The sequence below is a fragment of the Pontiella desulfatans genome (genome assembly GCF_900890425.1).
Taxonomy (GTDB): Bacteria; Verrucomicrobiota; Kiritimatiellia; order Kiritimatiellales; family Pontiellaceae; genus Pontiella; species Pontiella desulfatans.
In genome coordinates this window covers 1,461,984-1,483,968 of record NZ_CAAHFG010000001.1, presented here as the reverse complement: position 1 = coordinate 1,483,968, position 21,985 = coordinate 1,461,984, and the positions used below count along the sequence as shown (strand labels likewise).

Sequence of the window (21,985 nt, the reverse complement as noted above, 5' to 3'; positions counted from 1 at the left end):
ACGCGGTTACATTAGAAAGCATATTGAAGCTTGAAGGAGGCTCTTGCTGCATCATGGTGATGCCATGCCTTTAAAAGCATTTCAGGAGGAAAAATGATGAAAAGAACACCCTTATTACTAGCCGCCCTAATATCCTTAGGGATTTCAGCTGCTGAAGCCGCCCAGATTGACTTTGGATTTCCATCAAGCGATGAATCAAAGAACTGGAACTCGTTAGACAAAACAGATGAGGATGACGGCAGTATTACATTCACAAAAACCCAGGATGGCGTCAGCTTTGCACTGAATGTTGCAGGGTATAATTTCACCAATGACTCAGCCATCATCTCATCCTCTACACAAACAAACGTAAATATATTTCCGAATGGCGCAGGAGTCGGAGTAGGAGACGAACGTGTTCGTGCCGGTGACTTTGCCAAGTTCACCATTTCTATTTCCTCTGGAGCGGACCTGCTCGACAGCCTTGCATTCAATAATCTAAATATCCGCTACGAAGGAAATACTGCGGGACAAGATGATCGCACACTATTCGACAACAGCGATAACGAATTGGTCATCAAAGCTCCCGATAATTCACCAAAGGGCAACTATGGCGTAGCAGATATTACAGGTGCTGGACTCAATGATTTAACCCTAGCTACCACAAACAGCTGGTCTCTGAATTATGCAGTCCTTCACACGTCCACAGATGGTGTTACCGCGCTGGGACAGATCAGCTTTGACTACGAGCTCAGCCAAAATTTTGTCAGTAACTACACAGGAACAATTCGACTTGGAACCGGAGATGTGGCCGAAGAATCCTATGTTAACTCCCCTGTAACCTGGGATACCACATCCCCGAGCTGGGGCGTAGGTCCGTTTGCAAACCAGAGTGCATGGACCAACTGGATCGACGGCTCTGACGTCATCCTGGAAGGAACAGCGACCGCACGTGCCGTTTATCCTGCCACCAATCTAAACGTGGTCGTTGACGAACTGGAATGGAATGGTGATGCGGCGCTTCAATTTTACGGCATCAGCAATAATCTGCAGATTATTACCATTACCAATGAATTACGAACGGCCCTTTCAAAACCGGCAAGATGGATTGACCTGAAAGATATCAACCTCGGCGGTGATTTCACCATGCAGAATATTGGCCGCCTTAACTTCCAGCTCGATTCAGGTGTTGAAGCAGGAACAAAAATAAACGTCCTCGACAATGGCGCCATCGCCTTTAACGGCAACGAAACGGATTTTTCAGAACTGACCGTCACGGCCAATGGAAGCCAGATTTTCAATGCGACAGCATCAGATAAAGTTCTCGGCAATCTGAACGGTAACGGAGAAATCTTACTTAACAGTGCTGAAGCCACACTCATCATCAATGATCTTACGGTTGGTGGCATCAGCAACGTGGCCTCTTTCACCGCAAATGCAAATAGTATCGGCAACCTTGAACTGGGTAGCGGCACACATAACTTCAGTCTGAACCCAACCACGGCCGCCGGGGATCAGCTGGCGATTGGTGATGGAACAATCACCTATGGTGGAGATCTGATTGTACTCGCTGTAAATACCAACATCTTTAAAATCGGTGATTCATTTAAACTGTTCAGCGCCGGTTCGTATACCGGAGCCTTCTCTTTCGTAGAACTTCCAACCAATAATCTTCCCGAAGGAGCCGAGTTCTATACCGATGATCTTTCCGTAGACGGCTCGATCTCCGTGGGCGAACCGGGCGTTTCGTACAAAAGTGTCAATTTTACGGATTTTTTGAATGCCGACTTCCTGGCTGATCAGGTTTCCACTGCCGGATCTATAACGAATGGGAATACCATAGTTACCCTGACGCTCAGTGTCGGAGACTTCCCGGATACCCAGATTAACAACTACACCGTCGGCTTATACGGAACAGCCATTCAAGGCTTGAAAGGCGGTCCTGCCGGTAAAAGTGATTTTCGCCACGATTCGGGGCTGACCACTTTAACGGATGATGATGAAGTCTTGAAACTTCAGGTTTCAATATCATCCACTGAAGATATCTCAACCGTCGTATTTGGCGGCCTGAACGTAACCGATGCGACCGCTGTTGAAATTACCGATTTCATGGACGGCAGCACGAACATCACAATGACTGGATCAGCTCGTGTTACACCTTCTGACACGTTGTCCGCCCTCTCCCCTCTATCGCTAGCTAATGTAGGAGGTCTGGGAGATGATAGCTGGTTCCTGGAAATCGCGGCACGCGACATCCCGGGCGTCACCGAAGGCCTTCCGGCATCCCGTGTAAGCTTTGATAACATCACCATTAATTATGGTATTCAGGTCGAGTCCTCATTCAACCTGTGGACCGGCAAATATGGACTGGAAGGCGATGATGCAGCCGATGAAGCAGATCCGGATATGGACGGTATAAACAATCTGTATGAATATGGTCTTAATGGCGATCCAACCAACGCAGCCAATCGCGGCCAGGTTGAAATGGGCGCTTCTAATGACGGATCGACCTTCATCTACATCTACCCGCGTCGTACGGCTGCCAACAGCGGCATTGATTACTCATTAGCAACGAGTACAGACCTGGTGTTTGACGCAGCGTGGACCAATAACGATACCATCATTGAGGGCATTGGACCGGAGCTGGATGGTTTCGAAGCGGTAACCAACAGCACCGCGACTGACCTTGGAGCCAAGTTTATCCAGCTCTTCATCAAAGAAAACTAATTTCCAATCAAAAAGAACAGCCCCGGCCTTTACCGGTCGGGGTTTTATAAGGAGCCTGTTGTAAGCGGTTCCATGCAAATAAAAGAAAAAATATATGATGAAGATATATGCATTAGCGGTCTTAGTGACAGCGAGTACTGCCATGGCACTATCAACGTTTGGAGCAGTCATTACATATGACTTTAACAACAACGATTTTAGTGCATCAGTTAGCGGAGGAGCAATTGGTGCTACGCCTATGAGCTTTGAACTTGCGAATCCCGCTCCAGGAACCAATCCCCAAGTCCAGCAACTAGCCGAGCGTTCCGATGGCGTAGGCGGAATTGCCTACTACATCAATCAGCGTTCCTTCAATGACAGCGACACGGTCTCTATGGCTGCAACTGAATCCGGCGTTAAATTCACGTTGAATCCTCTAACAGCAGGTGAGTACCTGAACTTTTCCGGGGCAACACTTAGTCTTGATGTTTCCGTCTATTCCGACGGTGCAAGTGTAATGGATTCCATTGGCCTTTATGCAATTATTGGCGGAGCGACCAATAGCATCGGAGAAGTCCAGACCGTCACGAATCCCACAGGCACAACGGGCAGTACGCTTGATATGTACAACGTGGGAACAACTACCCGCGCAACCGGCTGGGGATTGACGGCATCAACCACATCCGTGATTGATCAGAACGTCAGCTTTGACCTTTCTTCGCTGGGAGCACTTGCTACAGATCAAAGTGTGGAGTTCAAGGTGACCGGTTTGGTCAACAAGAACAACACGTCAAATTTCAATAGTTCCTTTGATAACTATGTTGTCGATGGTGTTAGTGTAATCCCTGAACCGGCCACACTCGGATTGATTGCAGCAATGGGCGGCACGCTTCTATTTGTACGCCGCCGCTTCATGATGTAGATTAACAATCCTTCATAAAGTTGTAAAAAGCCCGTTCAGCGGCCTTTTTGCTCATCCTAAAAGGCTGGAATGTGAACAAGTTAATTCTGATAACAACACTAGTTGTAGCAACTGGACTCTATGCCGGCGGAATCCAGGTAAACAACCTGCTGGATGATCCCTCTTTCACATCGCCTCCGGATGGCAACCTGCCTACCACCGGTGAAGAGATGATTTACTATAATGCCGGAAAAAACGGCGGCGCTGTGCAATACAAAACAAGCTCCGGAGCAACGGCTCCCACATCAACTCTTTCATTTACAGCACCGATCAACCTGCTGGATGACACAGCTGTCACGGAGGATTCGGACTATAACCCATCCACCACAAAATTAACCGCTATCTCCCCCAACTTTAATGTCGCCGATATTGCATTTGCCGGTGTAGCCAGCTTCATCAATATTGCGACAGATGATCAGAATTACCAAATGGGGTATGAGATCACGCTGATGACAACGGATACGAACTACACAGCCACCAGCGGCTTAACAAATATTTTCAATACGGAGGCCACCAGCGGATCCGCAATGGAAGATGCGGTTATCGCCGCATGGAACACAATCACATGGGACACAGATCCATTTGTCGATGGTGGTATCACTTACGAAACCATCACCGGCATTTCCATTGAATGGAAACTCGATGTCATTACACCGAATACCGTCGATACAGCCGCCTGGTTCACGATGGAAAGTGCCACCATCGGCTACACCGCAGCGACCGTCTACACGCCCCCGTCCTTCGATCCCGCAGAAGGGGCAGATCTCAGCGATGGAACCATCGGCAGCATCCTCGATATGGATCTAGCTGACATCGCCTTCGGCACATCGTCCACCACGTCCCTCGAGATTGCTAAATCAGGAACGATCCGGTCGGCTGACAAAATTAAAACCGATGGATCGATCATTTGTGATGGCGTCCTCAATATTACCCTGCTGAACGATAGTGATCCTTTGGAAGCGGGTGATGCATTCGACCTGTTTGACGGAAACATCAACGGAGCTATTTCCGGCCAATTCCACACACTAACCCTCCCCTCCCTCGCTCCTGGACTTGAATGGTTCACCGCCCCCCTATACACACAAGGCTTTATCTGGGTGCGGGAAATCAATACTGCCCCTCCCGTCGCAAAGCCCAACATCATTATCCTGTTTGCCGATGACCTCGGTTATGCCGACTGCGGATTTCAGCCACTGGGCGCATCAGATATTATCACCCCCAATATTGACACTATTGCCGCCAACGGCGTGACCTTCACCGCAGGCTATGCCTGCGGCCCCGTCTGCTCCCCCTCCCGCGGCGGGCTGATGACCGGGCAGTACCAGAACCGCTTTGCCCTGCACGACACCCCCGCCACCTGGCATATGGAAGATCCGGCTACCGGTGAAATTATGCAGGATGGCATTCCAACCGATATGACCTGTTTCGGTCATCGCATGCAGGATCTGGGCTACGCCACGGGTATGATCGGGAAATGGCATGGAGGCGATTCCCGCGATCATTTTCCGCCACACCGCGGATTCGATGAATTTTTCGGGTTTAACAATGGGGCAACCAGCTACTACCCCGAAGACAACACCAACGAAAACCTGAACCGCCGTATCATGCGCGGCATGTTTCCGGTCGACCGGGAAGACGAATATATCACCGACGCCTTCGGACGCGAGGCCGTCTCGTTCATTAACCGACATGCACATGAACCATTCTATCTCTATGTACCATTCAATGCACCGCACGGCCCAATGACCGCATCGGATGAACACTCACAGATTCTGTTCGGTAAAAATGCTGCCGCCCTGACGATCCGGGAAAAACTGATCAGCATGGTTTATTCTATGGACCTGGCGGTTGGAAACATTCTTGATGCCGTCCGAACCAACAACATCGAGGAAGATACAATGATTATTTTCTTCAGCGATAACGGCGGCACGGGCGCAGGAGGTGGAAACGAGTCTTATAATACGCCGCTGCGCGGCGTGAAAGGCGACCTCTGGGATGGCGGAATCCGCGTCCCCTTCTGCATGCAATGGAAAGATCAACTGCCGGAAGGTCTCAGTTATGACTTCACGGTCTCCGGACTCGACCTGTTGCCTACCGCCGTCAATCTCGCAGGAGGAAGCTTCGCTCCGGAAGATATTATGGATGGTAACAACCTCATTCCCGCTATTACCGGACAAACAGCAACCCCGCCGAATGATATTGTTCTCTGGTGGCATAATGATCGCTGGGTGGCGCGCGACAATGAATGGAAACTGGTTGATCATGACCGGAACGAATCCACCCCGCCCGGCCTCTATCGAATTATTGATGACATCAGCGAAACCACGGATCTCTATCCAGAACATCCGGCAGTCGTCGAACGGTTGTACACCCACTACACCAATACGCTGGCTGAATTTGACCTGATCACCGATGCGTCCCGCTGGAGTTCAAATACCACCTATCATATGGACATTCGACTTCCGGAATATCATGTCATATACGAAGCAACCAATGTGGCTGAATGGGTGGAATCGGCCTTCCCCGGCACCGACATGGATAACGATGGCATCTCTAATCTGGAAGAATATCTTCTGGGTCTTCCTGTCGATTCACCTTCGGTTCATACCAACGGTCTTTCCTGGAACTTTAAACCGCTCTCGCCATCGAACCGGGTTGAAGTCACCTACAGAAAACGGGTAGCGCCCTCAGGAGAAAACAACATCCCCGCACCGCTATACAACATAGAACAAAATAACACTTTGACCGGAGCATGGAATCAAGCCAACGCCATTCTTTTCGATGGCCCGCATTCAACTGAAGATCCTGATTACGAAGAAGAATCGTACAGGATGGACGTCTCGCCCTCGGACAGACATAATTTCTTCAGGTTGGTTTTTCAATAGACAAGGATACAGCATTATGAAACTCGCATATATACTTACAGCCGCACTCACGGTCTCATCCGCTTTGGCTGGGGCTAAACCGATCCAGCAACCACCCAATATTCTCTTCATCTTTTCCGACGACCACTCCACACAGGCCATCGGTGCATACAACGGCCGCATGGCCCCGCTCAACCCCACCCCGAACATTGACCGGTTGGCTCAGGAAGGTGCCATCTTCCGCGAAAGTTTTTGTGCCAACTCCATCTGTCAGCCCAGCCGCGCCACCGTCCTCACCGGCAAACACAGCCATCTCAACGGCGTCACCTATAACGGTGCCAAATGGGACGGCAGCCAAACAATCTTCCCGCGCCTGCTCAAAGAACAGGCCGGCTACCAGACAGCCCTGATCGGAAAGTGGCACCTGAAGCCGGATCCTGTAGATGAATTTGATTACTGGATGGTGCTGGCCTCATCCGGAGGACAGGGCGATTATTTCAACCCGAATTTTAACACGATTAACGGTCCTGAAACGCTCATGGGCTATTCCACCGATGTGATTACTGATCGGTCCATTCAATGGCTGGAAAACCGCGATCAGGAAAAACCTTTCCTGCTGATGTGCCAGTTTAAATCGCCGCACGTCCCGCAGCTGCCGCCCATCCGCAATGCGGAAATGTATAAGGATCAGGATTTGCCGGAACCGGAAACCCTGCTCGACAACTATAAAAACCGTCAGCCCTATCTTTCTAAACACTGGATGGGACTCGATACCGCCAAGCTGGCGATGATCCCGCCCAAAGGCACCGACTACCCGCAGGACAACGAACATAAAAAAGCGCTCAAGCGCATGACGCCCGAACAGGTCGAAGCCTGGCACAAAGCCTACGACGAACAGGTTCAGGCCTACTACGACTTCATGCATAGCAAAGCGTCCCAGGATCCGGTTCGGCTCCAGCGCTTCAAATACCAGACCATGCTGAAGAGCTACCTGCGCTGCGTCGCGGCCGTCGACCAGAACGTCGGCCGCCTGCTTCAGTGGCTCGAAGACAACGATCTCGAAAACGACACCATCGTCATCTATTCCTCCGACCAGTCCTACTACATCGGCGAACACGGCATGGCCGACAAACGCTGGATGTATGAAGAGTCCCTGCGCATGCCGCTCGTCGTCCGCTGGCCCGGAAAAATCAAACCCGGCACCGAAGTCAGCGAGCTGGTACAGAACATTGACTACGCCCCCACCCTGCTCTCTGCCGCCGGACTTGAAGCCCCCCCAGAAATGCAGGGCCAATCTCTTCTCCCTCTTCTGGCCGAAGGCCAAAATAGTCATTGGCGCCAGACAATCTATTACCACTACTACACCAATGGCGAACACAACGTTCCGCGTCACGACGGCGTGCGCGACAGCCGCTACAAACTGATTCACTACTACACCGACGACACCTGCGAACTGTTCGACATCCAGAACGACCCGAACGAAGTAAAGAGCCTGCACAACAACCCGGAATACAGCACCGTTGTCGAGCGCATGAAAAAGAAACTCGCAGCGCAGCGCAAAGAAAACGCAGTGCCCGACTCCGCCTTCGAAGCCCCCTACATCCACACAGGAAAACTCCACCGATGAAAAAACGAAGGTTAGGAAAAACCGGACTCGAAGTATCCGAAGTCGGCTACGGAACCTGGCAGCTGGGCTCGAGTGAATTCTGGGGCACCATAGAGGACAAGGAAGCTCATGCGCTTGTGCATTGCGCACTGGACCTGGGCTGCAACCTGTTCGATACCGCCCCGAACTATACCGACACGCATTCCGAGCGACTGTTGGGCGAAGCACTGAAAGGCCGTCGTGACGAAGTCGTGCTCGTCAGCAAATTCGGCCATGTTCCCGGCGGCGGAACCGATTATTCCGAGGAGTGGATGTGGCAGAGCCTGCACGATTCGCTCGAACGGCTTCAGACCGACTATCTCGATGTCTTCATGCTGCACAGCCCCCACCCCGAATTCCGCGACGGCTCGCACCCCATCTGGGATGCCGTGCGCAAAGCGCGCGACCAGGGAAAAATCCGCTTCTACGGCGCCAGCCTGGACTGGTCGGACGAAATTTTCCAATGTCTGGAAACCTCGGATGCCCAGGTGCTCGAAGTGTTGTTCAACATCCTGCATCAGGATGCGCGCCGGACGTTCGACCTGGTTCGCGAAAAAGATGTCGGCATCCTGACCAAGGTGCCGCTCGACAGCGGATGGCTATCGGGTAAATACAATGCACAGAGCACCTTCACCGGCGTGCGCGACCGCTGGACACCCGAACAAATCCGACAGCGCGCGGAATTGATTGACCAACTGGCCTGGCTGACAGAAGACGGCACCCCGCTGCCTCAAAAAGCCCTGGCCTACCTGCTTTCCTATCCAGAGGTCGGATGTGTAATTCCGGGCGCCCGTTCAATCCGACAGCTGGAAACAAATATGGGAGCATCCGGCAGTCAGCTCACGATGAGCGAGCGCAGTCGCCTTGAAACCTTCTGGAACGAACACACAAACAACGGAACCAACCTGCTCCCTTGGTAATTTGATTCAAATGCACCGGCCGATCCCCCGGAGGATCCCATGAATCGTCCAAAAAAACTTGAAATCTGAAAGCGGTTACAGTAAAAACAGCATGTCATTAATTATCAGCTTCCCTTATTAAGCACAGATAAATGGTTCTGTCAAAAATTTTATGAAAACTGAGCGTAAAAGGAATGCAATGAAGAGGTTGCGGAGGGAGTTGACCACAGTCGCCAACTCGCCTCCGACGAGTGACTTACGCCCATTCTCGCCGAGCCGACGCCTATGGACAACTCCCCCAAAAGACACCCAAAAGGGGGGAGAGCGGCGATTTTGTCGCAACCCATTGGTTTTGGGCATGATATGGCCAATATGGCCGAAAACTTTTGACAGAACGGGTGTTTCCAGCAGGAGATGATAATGGTTCGACATCAGCACATAGGCATGAACAATCCAGCCCGCCTGCTCGCAAACCTCTTGCAAAGTAGAAAGAAACAGCCGCTGGCCACTTCCTTCTTCAACGGCAACCGGCGGCGCATTGGAATAACCATCTTGGTGAACCGATTCAAAAATCGACTGCCCGTTATTCCCGCGGCACATCACATGATACACCGCACCCTCATACTCATGTCTGACTGCTCTCGGCATAGACGGAAACTACGCCGCTGGAATCAGGCAGTCAATTATCTTAATGACGCAATGTGCGGACTGACCCCTTTTACGGGTGACCCGCTGTGCCTTGTTCGTTGCCTGACTCAACGGGCGTTTTCACAGTAGGGTCAACCCGTTGGTTCGATTTTTGTTTTTGCTCTTCTGCTTTTTTCTTAACATAGACCAGCCACTTGTCGTTTTTTGTATCAATAATACGTTCAAAACTTCTTACATGATATGGATGGCCAAGAAAAATAAGATAGTTACACCCTGTGCAGAATGAAGGTTGAATTCTCCGACCTTCGTCTACATATAAGCGTGCTTGGTTTTGTTCCCAAAATAATGGGTCTGAGTGGAAGTTAAATGATTTTAGATTGTGTTCGTATAATGTCGGGATACCTTTGATCGAAAAATAATCTCTGCCATATGCGCTTAACCCCGATTTTCGGACCACCGGCTTAAGTGGAACCTGCGTCCTCAACATGGTACAAAAGGACGCATGGAAATGGGAAGAAAACGAAGAACATTCACGGACAAGTTCAAGGCCAAGGTGGCGATTGAGGCCATCAAGGGCGTGAAGACATTGGCGGAGCTGGCATCGGAATATCAGGTCCATCCGAACCAGATTTCGGATTGGAAGAAGCAGTTGCTTTCGAATGCGCCGGATCTTTTTGCATCGGGGAAAAAGAAGCAGGCTCAAACGGAAGAAGAGCTTACGGCTCCACTTTACGAAGAGATCGGGCGTCTGAAGATGGACGTGAAGTGGCTCGAAAAAAAGCTATGAGCCTGCCGCTTTCAACGCGCCGCAGCTGGGTGGAGCCCGGCACCGATTATTCGGTTCGGCGGCAGTGTAGGCTCGCAGGCGTCCCCAGATCGGGCTTCTACTACGACCCCGCCCCGGAAACGCCGGAGAACCTGCTTCTGATGCGTTTGATCGACGAGCAGTATCTCCGGCATCCGGAGTTCGGCTATCCACGCATGACGGACTGGTTGCGTGATCAAGACTATGATGTCAATCACAAGCGGGTCGCCCGCCTCATGCAGCTGATGGGGATTCAGGCCATCACGCCCGGTCCGCACACGAGCAAGCCCGCCCCGAGGCACAAGATCTACCCTTATTTGCTGCGCAATGTGGACATCGAACGGGTGAACCAGGTTTGGAGTACGGACATCACCTACATCCCGATGCGGCATGGATACATGTACCTGACCGCCGTAATCGACTGGTACAGCCGCTATGTGCTCGCCTGGGAGCTCTCAAGCACCATGGAGAGCACGTTCTGCGTTGATGCGCTGGAGCGTGCGCTGACGCAGGGGAATCCGGAGATATTCAACACCGACCAAGGAAGCCAGTTCACCTCGAACGCCTTCACCGGTGTCCTGTTAAACGAGAACATCACCATCAGCATGGACGGGCGAGGCCGGGCGTTGGACAACGTATTCATCGAACGACTGTGGTGGTCGGTGAAGTATGAGAAAATCTATCCCGCATGCTATGCCGACGGGCATGCGTTGCATCGGGGCCTTGACAGCTATTTTAAATATTACAACCACGAGAGGAAGCACAGCGCTCTGGACAAACGCACCCCCGCCGAGGTATTCATGGAAGGAGCAGTCAGAACATGATCGCAAGTGATGCCGTCGCTGCGCTCCGCCCTCGGCCCTCCGGGCCGCCCCTTCGGGGACGGGCTCCGCTCCGCGACGGCATCATGGAAGGGCGGCTCGTTGGCCGCCAGAACACGGAACAGGGAACCGCAGGTTCCACCTTAAGTTCACCGATCCGTGGTTTAAGATTGGGGGAAGGCGCAATAGGCGTTTCCTTTAATGACCTCTTCAGTTTTAAATTGGTATAAAACCTCACCGTTCTCAGGAAGAGATACCGCTGATATTACTGTTGCTAAAACAATATTTTGAGTTCGACCTATTAGCTCGTCTTGATGACATACTTGTTCTGGACTCTCTTCCCAACCAGAAGTAAATAAGAGAATTAACGTCCCGCATAAGCATGTGCTCAATAATTTCACATTCATTTTAGGTGTCCTTCTTTTTGCAGATATCGAACGTTACACGTGACTTTCGGTGCTCATAAACTTCACTTAATCGACTGGCGTTTTCACCGTAAAGTCCATGTGCTTGTTAGGTTTTTATGTCATAAACTTGCTAACTATGCGCTTAACCCCGATTTTCGGACCACCGGCTTAAGTGGAACCTGCGTCCTCAACATGGTACAAAAGGACGCATGGAAATGGGAAGAAAACGAAGAACATTCACGGACAAGTTCAAGGCCAAGGTGGCGATTGAGGCCATCAAGGGCGTGAAGACATTGGCGGAGCTGGCATCGGAATATCAGGTCCATCCGAACCAGATTTCGGATTGGAAGAAGCAGTTGCTTTCGAATGCGCCGGATCTTTTTGCATCGGGGAAAAAGAAGCAGGCTCAAACGGAAGAAGAGCTTACGGCTCCACTTTACGAAGAGATCGGGCGTCTGAAGATGGACGTGAAGTGGCTCGAAAAAAAGCTATGAGCCTGCCGCTTTCAACGCGCCGCAGCTGGGTGGAGCCCGGCACCGATTATTCGGTTCGGCGGCAGTGTAGGCTCGCAGGCGTCCCCAGATCGGGCTTCTACTACGACCCCGCCCCGGAAACGCCGGAGAACCTGCTTCTGATGCGTTTGATCGACGAGCAGTATCTCCGGCATCCGGAGTTCGGCTATCCACGCATGACGGACTGGTTGCGTGATCAAGACTATGATGTCAATCACAAGCGGGTCGCCCGCCTCATGCAGCTGATGGGGATTCAGGCCATCACGCCCGGTCCGCACACGAGCAAGCCCGCCCCGAGGCACAAGATCTACCCTTATTTGCTGCGCAATGTGGACATCGAACGGGTGAACCAGGTTTGGAGTACGGACATCACCTACATCCCGATGCGGCATGGATACATGTACCTGACCGCCGTAATCGACTGGTACAGCCGCTATGTGCTCGCCTGGGAGCTCTCAAGCACCATGGAGAGCACGTTCTGCGTTGATGCGCTGGAGCGTGCGCTGACGCAGGGGAATCCGGAGATATTCAACACCGACCAAGGAAGCCAGTTCACCTCGAACGCCTTCACCGGTGTCCTGTTAAACGAGAACATCACCATCAGCATGGACGGGCGAGGCCGGGCGTTGGACAACGTATTCATCGAACGACTGTGGTGGTCGGTGAAGTATGAGAAAATCTATCCCGCATGCTATGCCGACGGGCATGCGTTGCATCGGGGCCTTGACAGCTATTTTAAATATTACAACCACGAGAGGAAGCACAGCGCTCTGGACAAACGCACCCCCGCCGAGGTATTCATGGAAGGAGCAGTCAGAACATGATCGCAAGTGATGCCGTCGCTGCGCTCCGCCCTCGGCCCTCCGGGCCGCCCCTTCGGGGACGGGCTCCGCTCCGCGACGGCATCATGGAAGGGCGGCTCGTTGGCCGCCAGAACACGGAACAGGGAACCGCAGGTTCCACCTTAAGTTCACCGATCCGTGGTTTAAGATTGGGGGTAGGCGCACTAATCGAATTACCTCAACCCATTGCTTACTGCTTGCGACAAGCGTATCGAGTGTTTCCGTAAGCTGAGATTTCTTATGACCGATTGTTTCTTTTTCGGCGGTTTTACTGGCTTCTGCCTCTTGCTTTTCTAACTGTTCAAGACGCATTTGATATTCTGGCAGTGTCCACGAAAACTGGCCCACGTAATGCGTTAGTCTGGGCGCCTCAACCCAAGGAGCCAGACAAGATGAAGGGCAAGAGAAGAAGCATAGAAGAGAAGGTCCGTATCCTGCGCAAAGCGGATGGGGAGCTGACCGTCCTGCAGGTGTGTGATGAGTATAACATCTCTGAGCAGACGTTTTACCGCTGGAAGAAGGAACTCGGGCTGCTGGAAGTGAAGCAGGCCAAGCGGCTCAAGGAGCTCGAAGCGGAGAACCGGCGACTGAAGAAGATTGTAGCCGATCAGGTGCTGGGCATGGAGATCCTGCAGGAGGCGATCGAAAAAAAGCTTTGAGTCCGGGGCATAAACGACAGGTGGCTCTGGGCTTTGTGACCCAGGGCCGCTGTTCCGGGCGTCAGGCCTGTCGCTATTTCAAGATCCACCGATCCACCTTCCGGTACCAAGCCAAGGAGCCGGATGCATGGACGAAGCACCTGCGGGCTGCCGTGAAACGCTATTCATTGAAGCATCGTCGCTGGGGCTATCCGAAGATTACCAAACTGCTGCAGGAGGACGGTTGGAAGGTGGGTAAGCGGATGGTTCAACGGATTCGACGTGAGCTGGACCTGCGGGTACCAAAGCGAAAGCCTAAACGGCGCAGGCAGGGCCTTTCTACAGGCCTGCCGACGAAGGCGGATCACCGGGGCCACGTATGGACCTGGGACTTTATTCATGACCGTACGGTCCGTGGCGGACGGCTTAAAATGCTGACCGTGGTGGATGAGCATACCCGGGAATGCCACCTGATCCATGTTGCCCGGCGCATCCAGGCCAAAGATGTCCTTAACCAGGTGTTCCGCCCAATCGAGCTGCATGGTGCTCCTGAGTATATCCGAAGCGACAACGGTTCGGAGTTCATCGAGCAGTCGTTGCAGCAGTGGCTGCGCTGTGCCGGCATCAGGACGCTCTACATTGATCCAGGCAGTCCATGGCAGAATGGATTCATTGAAAGCTTCCATAGCAGGCTGAGGGAAGAATGCCTTGAACGGGAACAGCTATGGACGCTGTCGGAAGCAAGGGTCGTCATCGAAGACTGGCGAATCGAATACAACCATGTTCGTCCGCACAGGAGCTTGAAACTTGAAACACCGAAAGGCTTTGCGATGGTCACCCAAGGCGTGCTCTGCGGTCGGCCTCCGGCCTCCCTCCGACCCCGCCTTGACAACGCCACTATACTGGATAGATATTTAACCTATAACCTGGTGCCGGGCTAACACAACGGGTGGACCAGTTTTGGGACCCAAGCCAGCAGTCGTATCTGTCTCTGGGATCGGGGCCCAATTCATGGGTTAATTTGCCACGTGACCGTTCAACTAAAACATAGAGGTTATCTTCCCTTACACCATAATGACGAAACCAAAGATCATCATAAGGCCGGGTTATGCTACAGCCCGCCAGCATAATTATCGGGAACAATGCTATGAATGGTTTAATCATATTTTTGCTTTCGAACGTTCAGCCTGACCTGCCGTGCACATAAACTTTGACCGAATCGACGGGCGTTTTCACGGTAAGGTCAAGGCTCTGGTTGGCAATTTTTTTTTATAAGCTTTCTGCAATAACTCTACTTACAATGTCCATATCCACATCTTCAGGTTCTGCTTCGGAGTTTTCTTTGTCTTTAGTTCCTGCATCGCAAATACGCCTTGCGATTTCATCACGCATTCCGGTGATATGTTTCAGTATGCAGGCGGTTCGCTTTGCAGAATCATATAAAGGGATTGTGATAATTTCATTTGCAAGAGATCGAGATTTTGACTCGAGTTCTTCTTTTGTGGGTAAAATTGTGTCTGGCTTGTTCATGATTTTTCCTTTGCCAACAGTTGCGTCCATGGAAAATATTCCACCTACGTACCCTATGGGCTGGACGGATTCTCCATGTATGACGCTATTTTATGTTAAAACCGGAAAAATCGCTGGCCAATAATCCATAGATGACCTAATCTTACGATCCACTCCAGATATGAATATATTAGTGAGGTTTTTATGGAAGACAAGAAGAAGTTTAAACCCGACAAAAACCATAAACTAATGGATCAAGTGCGCGAAACGATGCGCTATTACCACTATGCCTACCGGACGGAGCAAACGTATTGCGACTGGATCAAGCGTTTCCTGGCGTTCTACGGCATGAGCCGGCATCCCTCCGCGATGGGCGCGCCGGAAGTGGAGCGCTACCTGAGCCATCTGGCCGAAAAACAGGGCGTTGCGGCCTCGACCCAGCGGCAGGCGCTCAACGCCATCTCTTTCTCTACCGCGATGTGCTCGACCTTGATCTCGGGGCGATGGCCCCGGTGCGCAGCAAGCGGCATCGCAAGCCGCCGACGGTCCTGACGAAGGCGGAGGTTGCACAGGTGCTAGCGCGGATGCAGGGGACGCACCAGCTGATGGCCCAGCTCACGTATGGCTGCGGCCTGCGGTTGATGGAGTGCATCCGGCTGCGGGTGCAGGACATCGACTTCGGCCAGGGCAATCTTTTCGTGCGCGGAGGGAAAGGGAGCAAGGACCGGACGGTTCCGCTGCCCGAGGTTGTTCGCGCCGTGCTGGCCAACCATGTGGAGCGGGTGGTCGAATTGCACCAAAAAGATCTGCGCGAGGGGTTCGGGGAGGTGCATGTTCCCGAGGCACTGGCGCGCAAATACCGGAACGCCTGCCGGGAAACGGGCTGGCAGTATGTCTTTCCGGCAAAGAAGCGGTCGATCGATCCGCGATCCGGGAAAGAGATGCGGCACCACGTGCTGGAGTCCGGGTTCCAAAAAGCCGTGAAGGAGGCGGTGGGCAAAGCGGGCATCCGCAAGCGGGCAACGGTTCATACGCTGCGCCACAGCTTCGCCACCCACCTGCTGGAAAACGGCACGACCATTCGCATGGTGCAGGAAATGATGGGCCACAAGCACGTCAAGACCACCGAAATCTACACCCATGTCATGGAACACGACCTCCATGCCGTGAAGAGCCCGCTGGATTTGCTGTAGGCCCGCACCGGCTCGGATGGAACCTCGCCCTCCAAATGTGGAGCGGGCTTTCTTGCCTGCTCATGGCCGGGCTGGGCAGGATTTTGGCAAAATGATTCTCGGTGCGGACAAAGAGAGATTTTACAGGACGATTTATAACAGGACTATTTCCGGTGCGGGCGCAGGGGAAATTCGTGTTCATTGGTGTTCATTCGCGGTTAAGCAAATCGTGCATTTTTTTTGACAGAATAATTAGGACAAAATAATTCATGGTTACGGCATAAAGGAAATCATTCTGTCCCAATTGTTCTGTCATTTTTTCTACTGCGAAGCCGCTTTGGTGTGAATCATACCCAATTAAACAGGTTTGTTTTTTTACCACAGAGGTCACCGAGACACAGAGCAATTGAACATTCCCGCTCCTCTGTGCCTTCGTGTCCTCTGTGGTGAGACCATTCAAGTTAAGTTCATAGGGATAAAGAGCCTGGCTGTGGTCGTTGTTCTATGCGCGCAATTGCTTCTCAATTGTGTGGCCATCCCATCGCCTGCGATGCCTTGCTGGAGGGGCGCACGCCGTGCGCCTGGGCGGACAGCGTCCGCCCCTCCACGGGCGGCTCGGATGGAACCTCGCCCTCCAACCCGATTTTTTTCACAAGACGATTAACGACAGGACTATTTCCGGTGCGGGCGCAGAGGGAATTCGTGTTCATTCGCGGTTAAGCAAATCGTGCATTTTTTTGACAGAATAATTAGGACAAAATGATTCATGGTTACGGCATAAAGGAAATCATTCTGTCCTAATTGTTCTGTCATTTTTTCTGCTGCAAAGCCGCTTTGGTGTGAATCATACCCAATTAAACAGATTTTTTTACCACAGAGGTCACCGAGACACAGAGCAATTGAACATTCCCGCTCCTCTGTGCCTTCGTGTCCTCTGTGGTGAGACCATTCAAGTTAAGTTTATAGGGATAAAGAGCCTGGCTGTGGTCTTTGTTCTATGCGCGCAATTGCTTCTCAATTGTGTGGCCATCCCAACGCCTGCGATGCCTTGCTGGAGGGGCGCACGCCGTGCGCCTGGGCGGACAGCGTCCGCCCCTCCACGGGCGGCTCGGATGGAACCTCGCCCTCCAACCCGTTTTTTTCACAAGACGATTAACGACAGGACTATTTCCGGTGCGGACGCAGCGGAAATTCGTGTTCATTGGTGTTCATTCGCGGTTAAGCAAATCGTGCAATTTTTTTGACAGAATAATTAGGACAAAATAATTCATGGTTACGGCATAAAGGAAATCATTCTGTCCTAATTGTTCTGTCATTTTTTCTGCTGCGAAGCCGCTTTGGTGTGAATCATACCCAATTAAACAGGTTTGTTTTTTACCACAGAGGTCACCGAGACGCAGAGCAATTGAACATTCCCGCTCCTCTGTGCCTTCGTGTCCTCTGTGGTGAGACCATTCTAGTTAAGTTTATAGGGATAAAGAGCCTGGCTGTGGTCTTTGTGCTTTCTGCGCGCAATTGCTTCTCAATTGTGTGGCCAACAAAACCGTCCGCACCGGTTTTTAAAGCGGCGTGGCCTTTCCGTTCCTGCCGTACTCCATAATTTCTTTCCGCCCCTCCACGAACGGCTCGGATGGAACCTCGCCCTCCAACCCGTTTTTTTCACAAGACGATTAACGACAGGACTATTTCCGGTGCGGACGCAGCGGTTTAAAAAATCCACCCGCACCGAAATAGTCTTGTCGTTCAATTGTCCTGTAGAAATACCATCCGCACCGGTTTTTAAAGCGGCGTGGCCTTTCAGTTCCCGGCGCACTCCAGAATTTATTTCCGCCCCGTCCTTGCGTTTCCCTGCGCGATACTTGACCGCCGTAGCCTTGGCGAAGGAGGTTTGTGGCGAATAACGATCCGGTGCGGCGGGCGGCTCGGGTGGAACCTCGCCCTCCATAAAGAGGCTCACCATTCGTGTCAGTCCTAGTATTTCATCATTTGCCAACCGACCGCTTGAAGCACTGGAAAATATTCAACGATTTGAACAAGGGTTAATTTGAGGTTTCCGACCATTTCCGTAAGTATGTACTGATTATTCTGCCAACACTTTAGAGATCAGGCTTCAGGGCAGTCGAAACAGGGATTAATGACAGTGAATGTAAAATTATTATTTTTGTGCGCAGCAGCCAGCGTGGTGCAGGCATCCACGGATGAAACCGACTTCAAAAATCCGCCTTCAGCAATCCGGCCGGAAACCTGGTTCCACCTTATCGGCGGCAACGTGAATAAGGAATTCCTGACCACCGACCTCGAAGCGGTCAAAGGCGCCGGGTTTAAAGGCTTCCATCTTTTTCACGGCCGAGGAGGCGCCTGGCCGGGCGTGGAACCGCAGATACAAACCCTCAGCCCGCAGTGGGACAGTCTTATTGGCCATGTTGCCGATGAAGCCGATCGGCTGGATCTTAAGTTCACCATGCAGAATTGCCCCGGCTGGGCGATGTCGGGCGGACCATGGATTCAGCCGGAGGATGCCATGCGCCATCTTATCTGGAGCCGAACCGATTTTCAGGGAGAGCAACCAGTAACCCTGCCCGTTCCCATGCCGAGTGATGAAGAGTGGCGAAACTATCAGGACGTCGCCGTTCTGGCCTTCCCCACCCCCGCCAACGACGTAGCCGAGCCAATGATCCCCGTCAGCATAAAAAGCAATCTGAAAAATGCGGATTGGAACAGCCTTTTTTCCAAAGACGGGAACCCGAAAATTCAACTTCCGGTAACCAAGAAAGACCGTACCTGGCTTGAGCTGACCTTTGCGGAACCGACCGTACTGCGCACCATCGAGGTTCCCCCGACCGAGCAGCTGATGAAGCGGCGGAGTTTTGATTCGGACACCGTCATCCGCCTGCAGGGTCATGGTTCCAACGGATGGAAAGATATTGGCTCGCGTGTGATTCCGCGCGGCAACTGGCAGGATCGTCTGCCGGAACATGGCATCCATCTGGCGTTCCCGGACTTTAAATCGAACCGCTTCCGCATCATTTTTGAAAACAATCATCCGCTCGAACTGACCTACCTGCGGCTTTACAACGGTGCCCGACTGAACGACTGGCGGGGACAGGCCGGCTATGTGCTGCGTAGCCTGGAACGCACTGAACCGCCAAACCAGAATCCTGCCAGCCATATTCAGGTGGACGACATTATCGATCTCTCAGATAAAATGGAGAGCGACGGTTCGCTGAACTGGAAAGCACCGAAGGGAAACTGGACCATTGTGCGATACGGCCATGTGAATACCGGTGTTAAAAACAAACCCGCTCCGCCGGAAGCCACCGGCTTTGAGTGCAACAAACTTTCAAAGCGCGGTGCGGACACCCATTTTTCCGGTTACATTGGGCGCCTCAGCCAGCCTGGCGGCCCTGCTGACAATGGACGTCTGCAGGGTATGCTGATCGACAGTTGGGAATGCTACACCCAGACCTGGACTCCGGAGATGGAAGAAGAGTTTGAAACCCGCCTGGGCTATCCGCTCCGCACGATGCTGCCCGCCCTCTCCGGCTGGGTGATTAATGATGTGCCGACTTCCGAACGCTTCCTACGTGATTGGCGCGACACGATCAACGATCTATTGGTCGACCACTATTTCGGCCGCATGGCCGAGCTTGGCCGGGAGCGCGGACTGACCCTCTCCTTCGAAACCGCCATCGGCGATGTCTCTCCGGGCGACATCCTTCAGTTTTCCAGCAAGGCCGACATTCCCATGTGCGAGGCCTGGACGCCGAACGATCCGCACTGGGGAGGATTTGAAACCAAGCCCACCGCGCCGATGGTTTCTTCGGCCCACATCTACGGAAAACCGTTGATCGCCGCCGAGTCGTTCACCCTGGCCGGCGGTAAGGCGCACACCAACTGGGACGAGCATTTTTACACGATAAAGCATCTGGCCAACCTCCATTTTGCGCAGGGGATCAACCATGTGGTTTTCCACACCTTCACCCACAACCCGTTCGACCGCGCCCCGGGCACCACGTTCGGCGGCACCATCGGTACCCCGTTTATTCGTGGACAAACCTGGTGGAAACATATGCCGGAGTTTACCGACTACATTGCCCGCTGCCATGTCCTGTTGCAGAGCGGGCTTCCGGTGTCGGATGTGCTCTGGTATCTCGGCGACGACCTGGATCACAAACCCGTTCAGCATTCGCCCTTCCCGAATGGATACAAGTTCGACTATCTCAACCACGATGTGCTGGTGAACAGCCTTCAGGCAAAAGACGGAAACCTACAGATTTCAAACGGTACCCAATGGCGTCTCATCTGGCTGGCCGAGGAACAATGCCGACGCCTGAAACCGGAAACGCTCGCCCGACTGAAATCCCTGATCGAACAAGGATCCACCGTCATTGGTTCCGCGCCCGACCTGAATGCATCGCTCTCCGGTGGATCCAAGGCCGACGAACTGTTCAAACGCTTGGTCGCAAAACTCTGGGGAGAAACCCCTGCTGAATCAGGCGATAAACGAATCGGAAAAGGCCGACTGCTCTGGGGCGGTGATCTGGTGGATCATTTACAGGCACTCGGCATCCAGCCGGATCTGATCGGAACCACAGGCGCCACCTGGTGCCACCGCAGAACCGACAAGCAAGAGATCTACTTCATTGCTGCCAGCCGGTTTGACCCCTTGGTCGCAAACCTGCAGTTCCGCGCGAAAGGCCAACCGTTTCTGTGGGATCCGGCAACAGGCACCAAAACCGCACTGCCCGTCTATTCCATCACCGAAACGCACACCGTTGTCCCCATGAATCTCCCGGCAACCGGCGCGGCCTTCATTACCTTTGAAGGGGAAGCAAGCCAGCCCACTTATGTAAAAATCGAGCGCGATGGAAAGACGGTCATCGATGCCACCGATCTAAACCGTCAGGATCAAAGCACACCGTTCCCGATCTTCGGGCTGACACCTGAACAGCGCCGTATGCCCTGGATTGAACCCCGTCCGCTGCCCGCGCTCGACCCCACCACCCAAACGGCCTGGCAAAACGGAACCTATCAACTCACCGCATACGCCGGGAGCATCCAGACCGTGGGAATCAAAGGTGCACAAACTGCTCCACTGAACAACGGCTGGACGCTCGCTTTTCCGCCGGAGTGGGTTGCCAACACTGACGTTAAGTTGGATTCGGTCATGCCGTGGTCGGAGCTGGACGATGAGGAAGCCAAAGCCTTTTCCGGAACGGCCACCTACCAAACCTTTTTCAACCTCGATGCAAAACAACCGAACCAGCGTTACCTGCTCGATCTGGGGCGCGTCGACAACATGGCCGAGGTTGTGGTGAACGGAACCTCCGCCGCCTTCGTCTGGGCACCTCCGTACCGGGCGGATATTACGCAGCAGTTGAAAACCGGGAAAAACCGGATCGAAATCAAAGTCACCAACACCTGGTTCAACCGGCTGATCTATGATGCCCAACAAAAACCGGATTCACGCAAGAGCTGGGTAATCAGTGGCCCGAAGAAAGACGAAACACCGATACCGGCAGGACTCACCGGCCCCGTCTTCCTGCATCGGGGAATCGCCGTTGAGCTTTAACCAAC

The 21,985-nt window shown here is 52.7% G+C and carries 19 protein-coding genes; 13 read left to right on the top strand and 6 right to left on the bottom strand.

Annotated elements, in window-relative coordinates; all coding sequences use genetic code 11:
- Window positions 1-93 precede the first annotated feature (93 nt).
- The 5 genes from E9954_RS05565 (at window position 94) to E9954_RS05545 (ending at window position 9,075) form a co-directional block, all read left to right on the top strand.
- Complete coding sequence (locus tag E9954_RS05565) at window positions 94-2,706, top strand: hypothetical protein (protein ID WP_136078223.1); 2,613 nt, start codon at window positions 94-96, stop codon at window positions 2,704-2,706.
- Between the two features lie 94 nt (window positions 2,707-2,800).
- Window positions 2,801-3,607 (top strand): PEP-CTERM sorting domain-containing protein, encoded by an 807-nt coding sequence (locus tag E9954_RS05560; protein WP_136078222.1) that lies wholly within the window; start codon window positions 2,801-2,803, stop codon window positions 3,605-3,607.
- 71 nt (window positions 3,608-3,678) lie between these two features.
- Window positions 3,679-6,531, top strand: coding sequence for a sulfatase-like hydrolase/transferase (locus tag E9954_RS05555; protein ID WP_136078221.1), 2,853 nt, complete (start codon window positions 3,679-3,681; stop codon window positions 6,529-6,531).
- 16 nt (window positions 6,532-6,547) lie between these two features.
- Window positions 6,548-8,137: a sulfatase family protein gene (locus E9954_RS05550; RefSeq protein WP_136078220.1), complete on the top strand. Its 1,590-nt coding sequence runs from the start codon at window positions 6,548-6,550 to the stop codon at window positions 8,135-8,137.
- Complete coding sequence (locus E9954_RS05545) at window positions 8,134-9,075, top strand: aldo/keto reductase (RefSeq protein ID WP_136078219.1); 942 nt, start codon at window positions 8,134-8,136, stop codon at window positions 9,073-9,075. The genes E9954_RS05550 and E9954_RS05545 overlap by 4 nt, the downstream gene beginning before the upstream one ends.
- 117 nt (window positions 9,076-9,192) lie before the next feature.
- Here E9954_RS05545 and E9954_RS32865 read toward each other — a convergent pair whose 3' ends face one another.
- The gene (locus E9954_RS32865; RefSeq protein WP_187357947.1) at window positions 9,193-9,666 is read right to left on the bottom strand and encodes a transposase; all 474 of its coding nucleotides are present in this window, start codon (window positions 9,664-9,666) and stop codon (window positions 9,193-9,195) included.
- Window positions 9,667-9,772: 106 nt separating this feature from the next.
- On the bottom strand, window positions 9,773-10,189 hold the full coding sequence (locus tag E9954_RS05535; protein ID WP_136078218.1) for a hypothetical protein: 417 nt from the start codon (window positions 10,187-10,189) through the stop codon (window positions 9,773-9,775).
- Between the two features lie 21 nt (window positions 10,190-10,210).
- On the opposite strand from E9954_RS05535, the gene E9954_RS05530 reads away from it, so the two are divergent.
- A protein-coding gene (locus tag E9954_RS05530; RefSeq protein ID WP_407947718.1) for an IS3 family transposase occupies window positions 10,211-11,331 on the top strand; the annotation gives its coding sequence in 2 pieces (ribosomal slippage) (window positions 10,211-10,474 and window positions 10,477-11,331; 1,119 coding nt in all).
- Between the two features lie 161 nt (window positions 11,332-11,492).
- Here the strand turns inward: E9954_RS05530 and E9954_RS05525 are convergent.
- Window positions 11,493-11,735 (bottom strand): hypothetical protein, encoded by a 243-nt coding sequence (locus E9954_RS05525; protein WP_136078217.1) that lies wholly within the window; start codon window positions 11,733-11,735, stop codon window positions 11,493-11,495.
- Between the two features lie 215 nt (window positions 11,736-11,950).
- Here E9954_RS05525 and E9954_RS05520 point away from each other — a divergent pair.
- The 3 genes from E9954_RS05520 to E9954_RS05510 all read left to right on the top strand — a co-directional run bounded on the left by E9954_RS05520 (window position 11,951) and on the right by E9954_RS05510 (window position 14,668).
- A protein-coding gene (locus E9954_RS05520) for an IS3 family transposase (RefSeq protein ID WP_407947718.1) occupies window positions 11,951-13,071 on the top strand; the annotation gives its coding sequence in 2 pieces (ribosomal slippage) (window positions 11,951-12,214 and window positions 12,217-13,071; 1,119 coding nt in all).
- A gap of 410 nt (window positions 13,072-13,481) precedes the next feature.
- A complete protein-coding gene (locus E9954_RS05515) occupies window positions 13,482-13,748 on the top strand; it encodes a transposase (protein WP_136078216.1) in 267 nt (88 codons plus the stop codon).
- Window positions 13,745-14,668, top strand: a complete 924-nt coding sequence (locus tag E9954_RS05510) for an IS3 family transposase (protein ID WP_168442000.1) — start codon at window positions 13,745-13,747, stop codon at window positions 14,666-14,668. Before E9954_RS05515 ends, E9954_RS05510 begins: the two co-directional genes overlap by 4 nt.
- A gap of 328 nt (window positions 14,669-14,996) precedes the next feature.
- On the opposite strand, the gene E9954_RS05505 is transcribed toward E9954_RS05510, so the two are convergent.
- Window positions 14,997-15,287: a hypothetical protein gene (locus tag E9954_RS05505; protein ID WP_168441999.1), complete on the bottom strand. Its 291-nt coding sequence runs from the start codon at window positions 15,285-15,287 to the stop codon at window positions 14,997-14,999.
- 153 nt (window positions 15,288-15,440) lie between these two features.
- On the opposite strand from E9954_RS05505, the gene E9954_RS32955 reads away from it, so the two are divergent.
- The gene (locus tag E9954_RS32955) at window positions 15,441-15,788 is read left to right on the top strand and encodes a phage integrase N-terminal SAM-like domain-containing protein (RefSeq protein WP_222847070.1); all 348 of its coding nucleotides are present in this window, start codon (window positions 15,441-15,443) and stop codon (window positions 15,786-15,788) included.
- Window positions 15,740-16,429: an integron integrase gene (locus E9954_RS05500; protein ID WP_246046696.1), complete on the top strand. Its 690-nt coding sequence runs from the start codon at window positions 15,740-15,742 to the stop codon at window positions 16,427-16,429. The genes E9954_RS32955 and E9954_RS05500 overlap by 49 nt, the downstream gene beginning before the upstream one ends.
- Before the next feature lie 500 nt (window positions 16,430-16,929).
- Here the strand turns inward: E9954_RS05500 and E9954_RS05495 are convergent, their stop codons facing one another.
- Complete coding sequence (locus E9954_RS05495) at window positions 16,930-17,118, bottom strand: hypothetical protein (protein ID WP_136078213.1); 189 nt, start codon at window positions 17,116-17,118, stop codon at window positions 16,930-16,932.
- Window positions 17,119-17,405: 287 nt separating this feature from the next.
- Between E9954_RS05495 and E9954_RS32315 the strand changes: the two genes are divergently transcribed.
- Entirely contained in the window at window positions 17,406-17,564 is a 159-nt protein-coding gene (locus E9954_RS32315; protein ID WP_168441998.1) for a hypothetical protein, read from the top strand.
- 366 nt (window positions 17,565-17,930) lie between these two features.
- Here E9954_RS32315 and E9954_RS05490 read toward each other — a convergent pair whose 3' ends face one another.
- Window positions 17,931-18,368 carry a hypothetical protein gene (locus E9954_RS05490; protein ID WP_136078212.1) on the bottom strand — a complete coding sequence of 146 codons (438 nt, stop codon included), beginning with the start codon at window positions 18,366-18,368 and terminating at the stop codon, window positions 17,931-17,933.
- A gap of 174 nt (window positions 18,369-18,542) precedes the next feature.
- Here E9954_RS05490 and E9954_RS05485 point away from each other — a divergent pair, with 174 nt between their 5' ends.
- Complete coding sequence (locus tag E9954_RS05485; RefSeq protein ID WP_136078211.1) at window positions 18,543-21,980, top strand: glycosyl hydrolase; 3,438 nt, start codon at window positions 18,543-18,545, stop codon at window positions 21,978-21,980.
- The last annotated feature ends 5 nt before the right edge of the window (window positions 21,981-21,985 follow it).

What these genes read in the sequence shown, in the direction of transcription:
- E9954_RS32955 (WP_222847070.1), top strand. Translation starts at nt 15,441, where the DNA reads ATGGAAGACAAGAAGAAGTTTAAACCCGACAAAAACCATAAACTAATG.
- E9954_RS05535 (WP_136078218.1), bottom strand. Translation starts at nt 10,189, where the DNA reads ATGTTGAGGACGCAGGTTCCACTTAAGCCGGTGGTCCGAAAATCGGGG.
- E9954_RS05545 (WP_136078219.1), top strand. Translation starts at nt 8,134, where the DNA reads ATGAAAAAACGAAGGTTAGGAAAAACCGGACTCGAAGTATCCGAAGTC.
- E9954_RS05490 (WP_136078212.1), bottom strand. Translation starts at nt 18,368, where the DNA reads ATGGTGAGCCTCTTTATGGAGGGCGAGGTTCCACCCGAGCCGCCCGCC.
- E9954_RS05565 (WP_136078223.1), top strand. Translation starts at nt 94, where the DNA reads ATGATGAAAAGAACACCCTTATTACTAGCCGCCCTAATATCCTTAGGG.
- E9954_RS05500 (WP_246046696.1), top strand. Translation starts at nt 15,740, where the DNA reads ATGGCCCCGGTGCGCAGCAAGCGGCATCGCAAGCCGCCGACGGTCCTG.
- E9954_RS32315 (WP_168441998.1), top strand. Translation starts at nt 17,406, where the DNA reads ATGCGCGCAATTGCTTCTCAATTGTGTGGCCATCCCAACGCCTGCGAT.
- E9954_RS05485 (WP_136078211.1), top strand. Translation starts at nt 18,543, where the DNA reads ATGACAGTGAATGTAAAATTATTATTTTTGTGCGCAGCAGCCAGCGTG.
- E9954_RS05525 (WP_136078217.1), bottom strand. Translation starts at nt 11,735, where the DNA reads ATGAATGTGAAATTATTGAGCACATGCTTATGCGGGACGTTAATTCTC.
- E9954_RS05495 (WP_136078213.1), bottom strand. Translation starts at nt 17,118, where the DNA reads ATGAACACGAATTCCCTCTGCGCCCGCACCGGAAATAGTCCTGTCGTT.
- E9954_RS05515 (WP_136078216.1), top strand. Translation starts at nt 13,482, where the DNA reads ATGAAGGGCAAGAGAAGAAGCATAGAAGAGAAGGTCCGTATCCTGCGC.
- E9954_RS05560 (WP_136078222.1), top strand. Translation starts at nt 2,801, where the DNA reads ATGATGAAGATATATGCATTAGCGGTCTTAGTGACAGCGAGTACTGCC.
- E9954_RS05505 (WP_168441999.1), bottom strand. Translation starts at nt 15,287, where the DNA reads ATGGACGCAACTGTTGGCAAAGGAAAAATCATGAACAAGCCAGACACA.
- E9954_RS05550 (WP_136078220.1), top strand. Translation starts at nt 6,548, where the DNA reads ATGAAACTCGCATATATACTTACAGCCGCACTCACGGTCTCATCCGCT.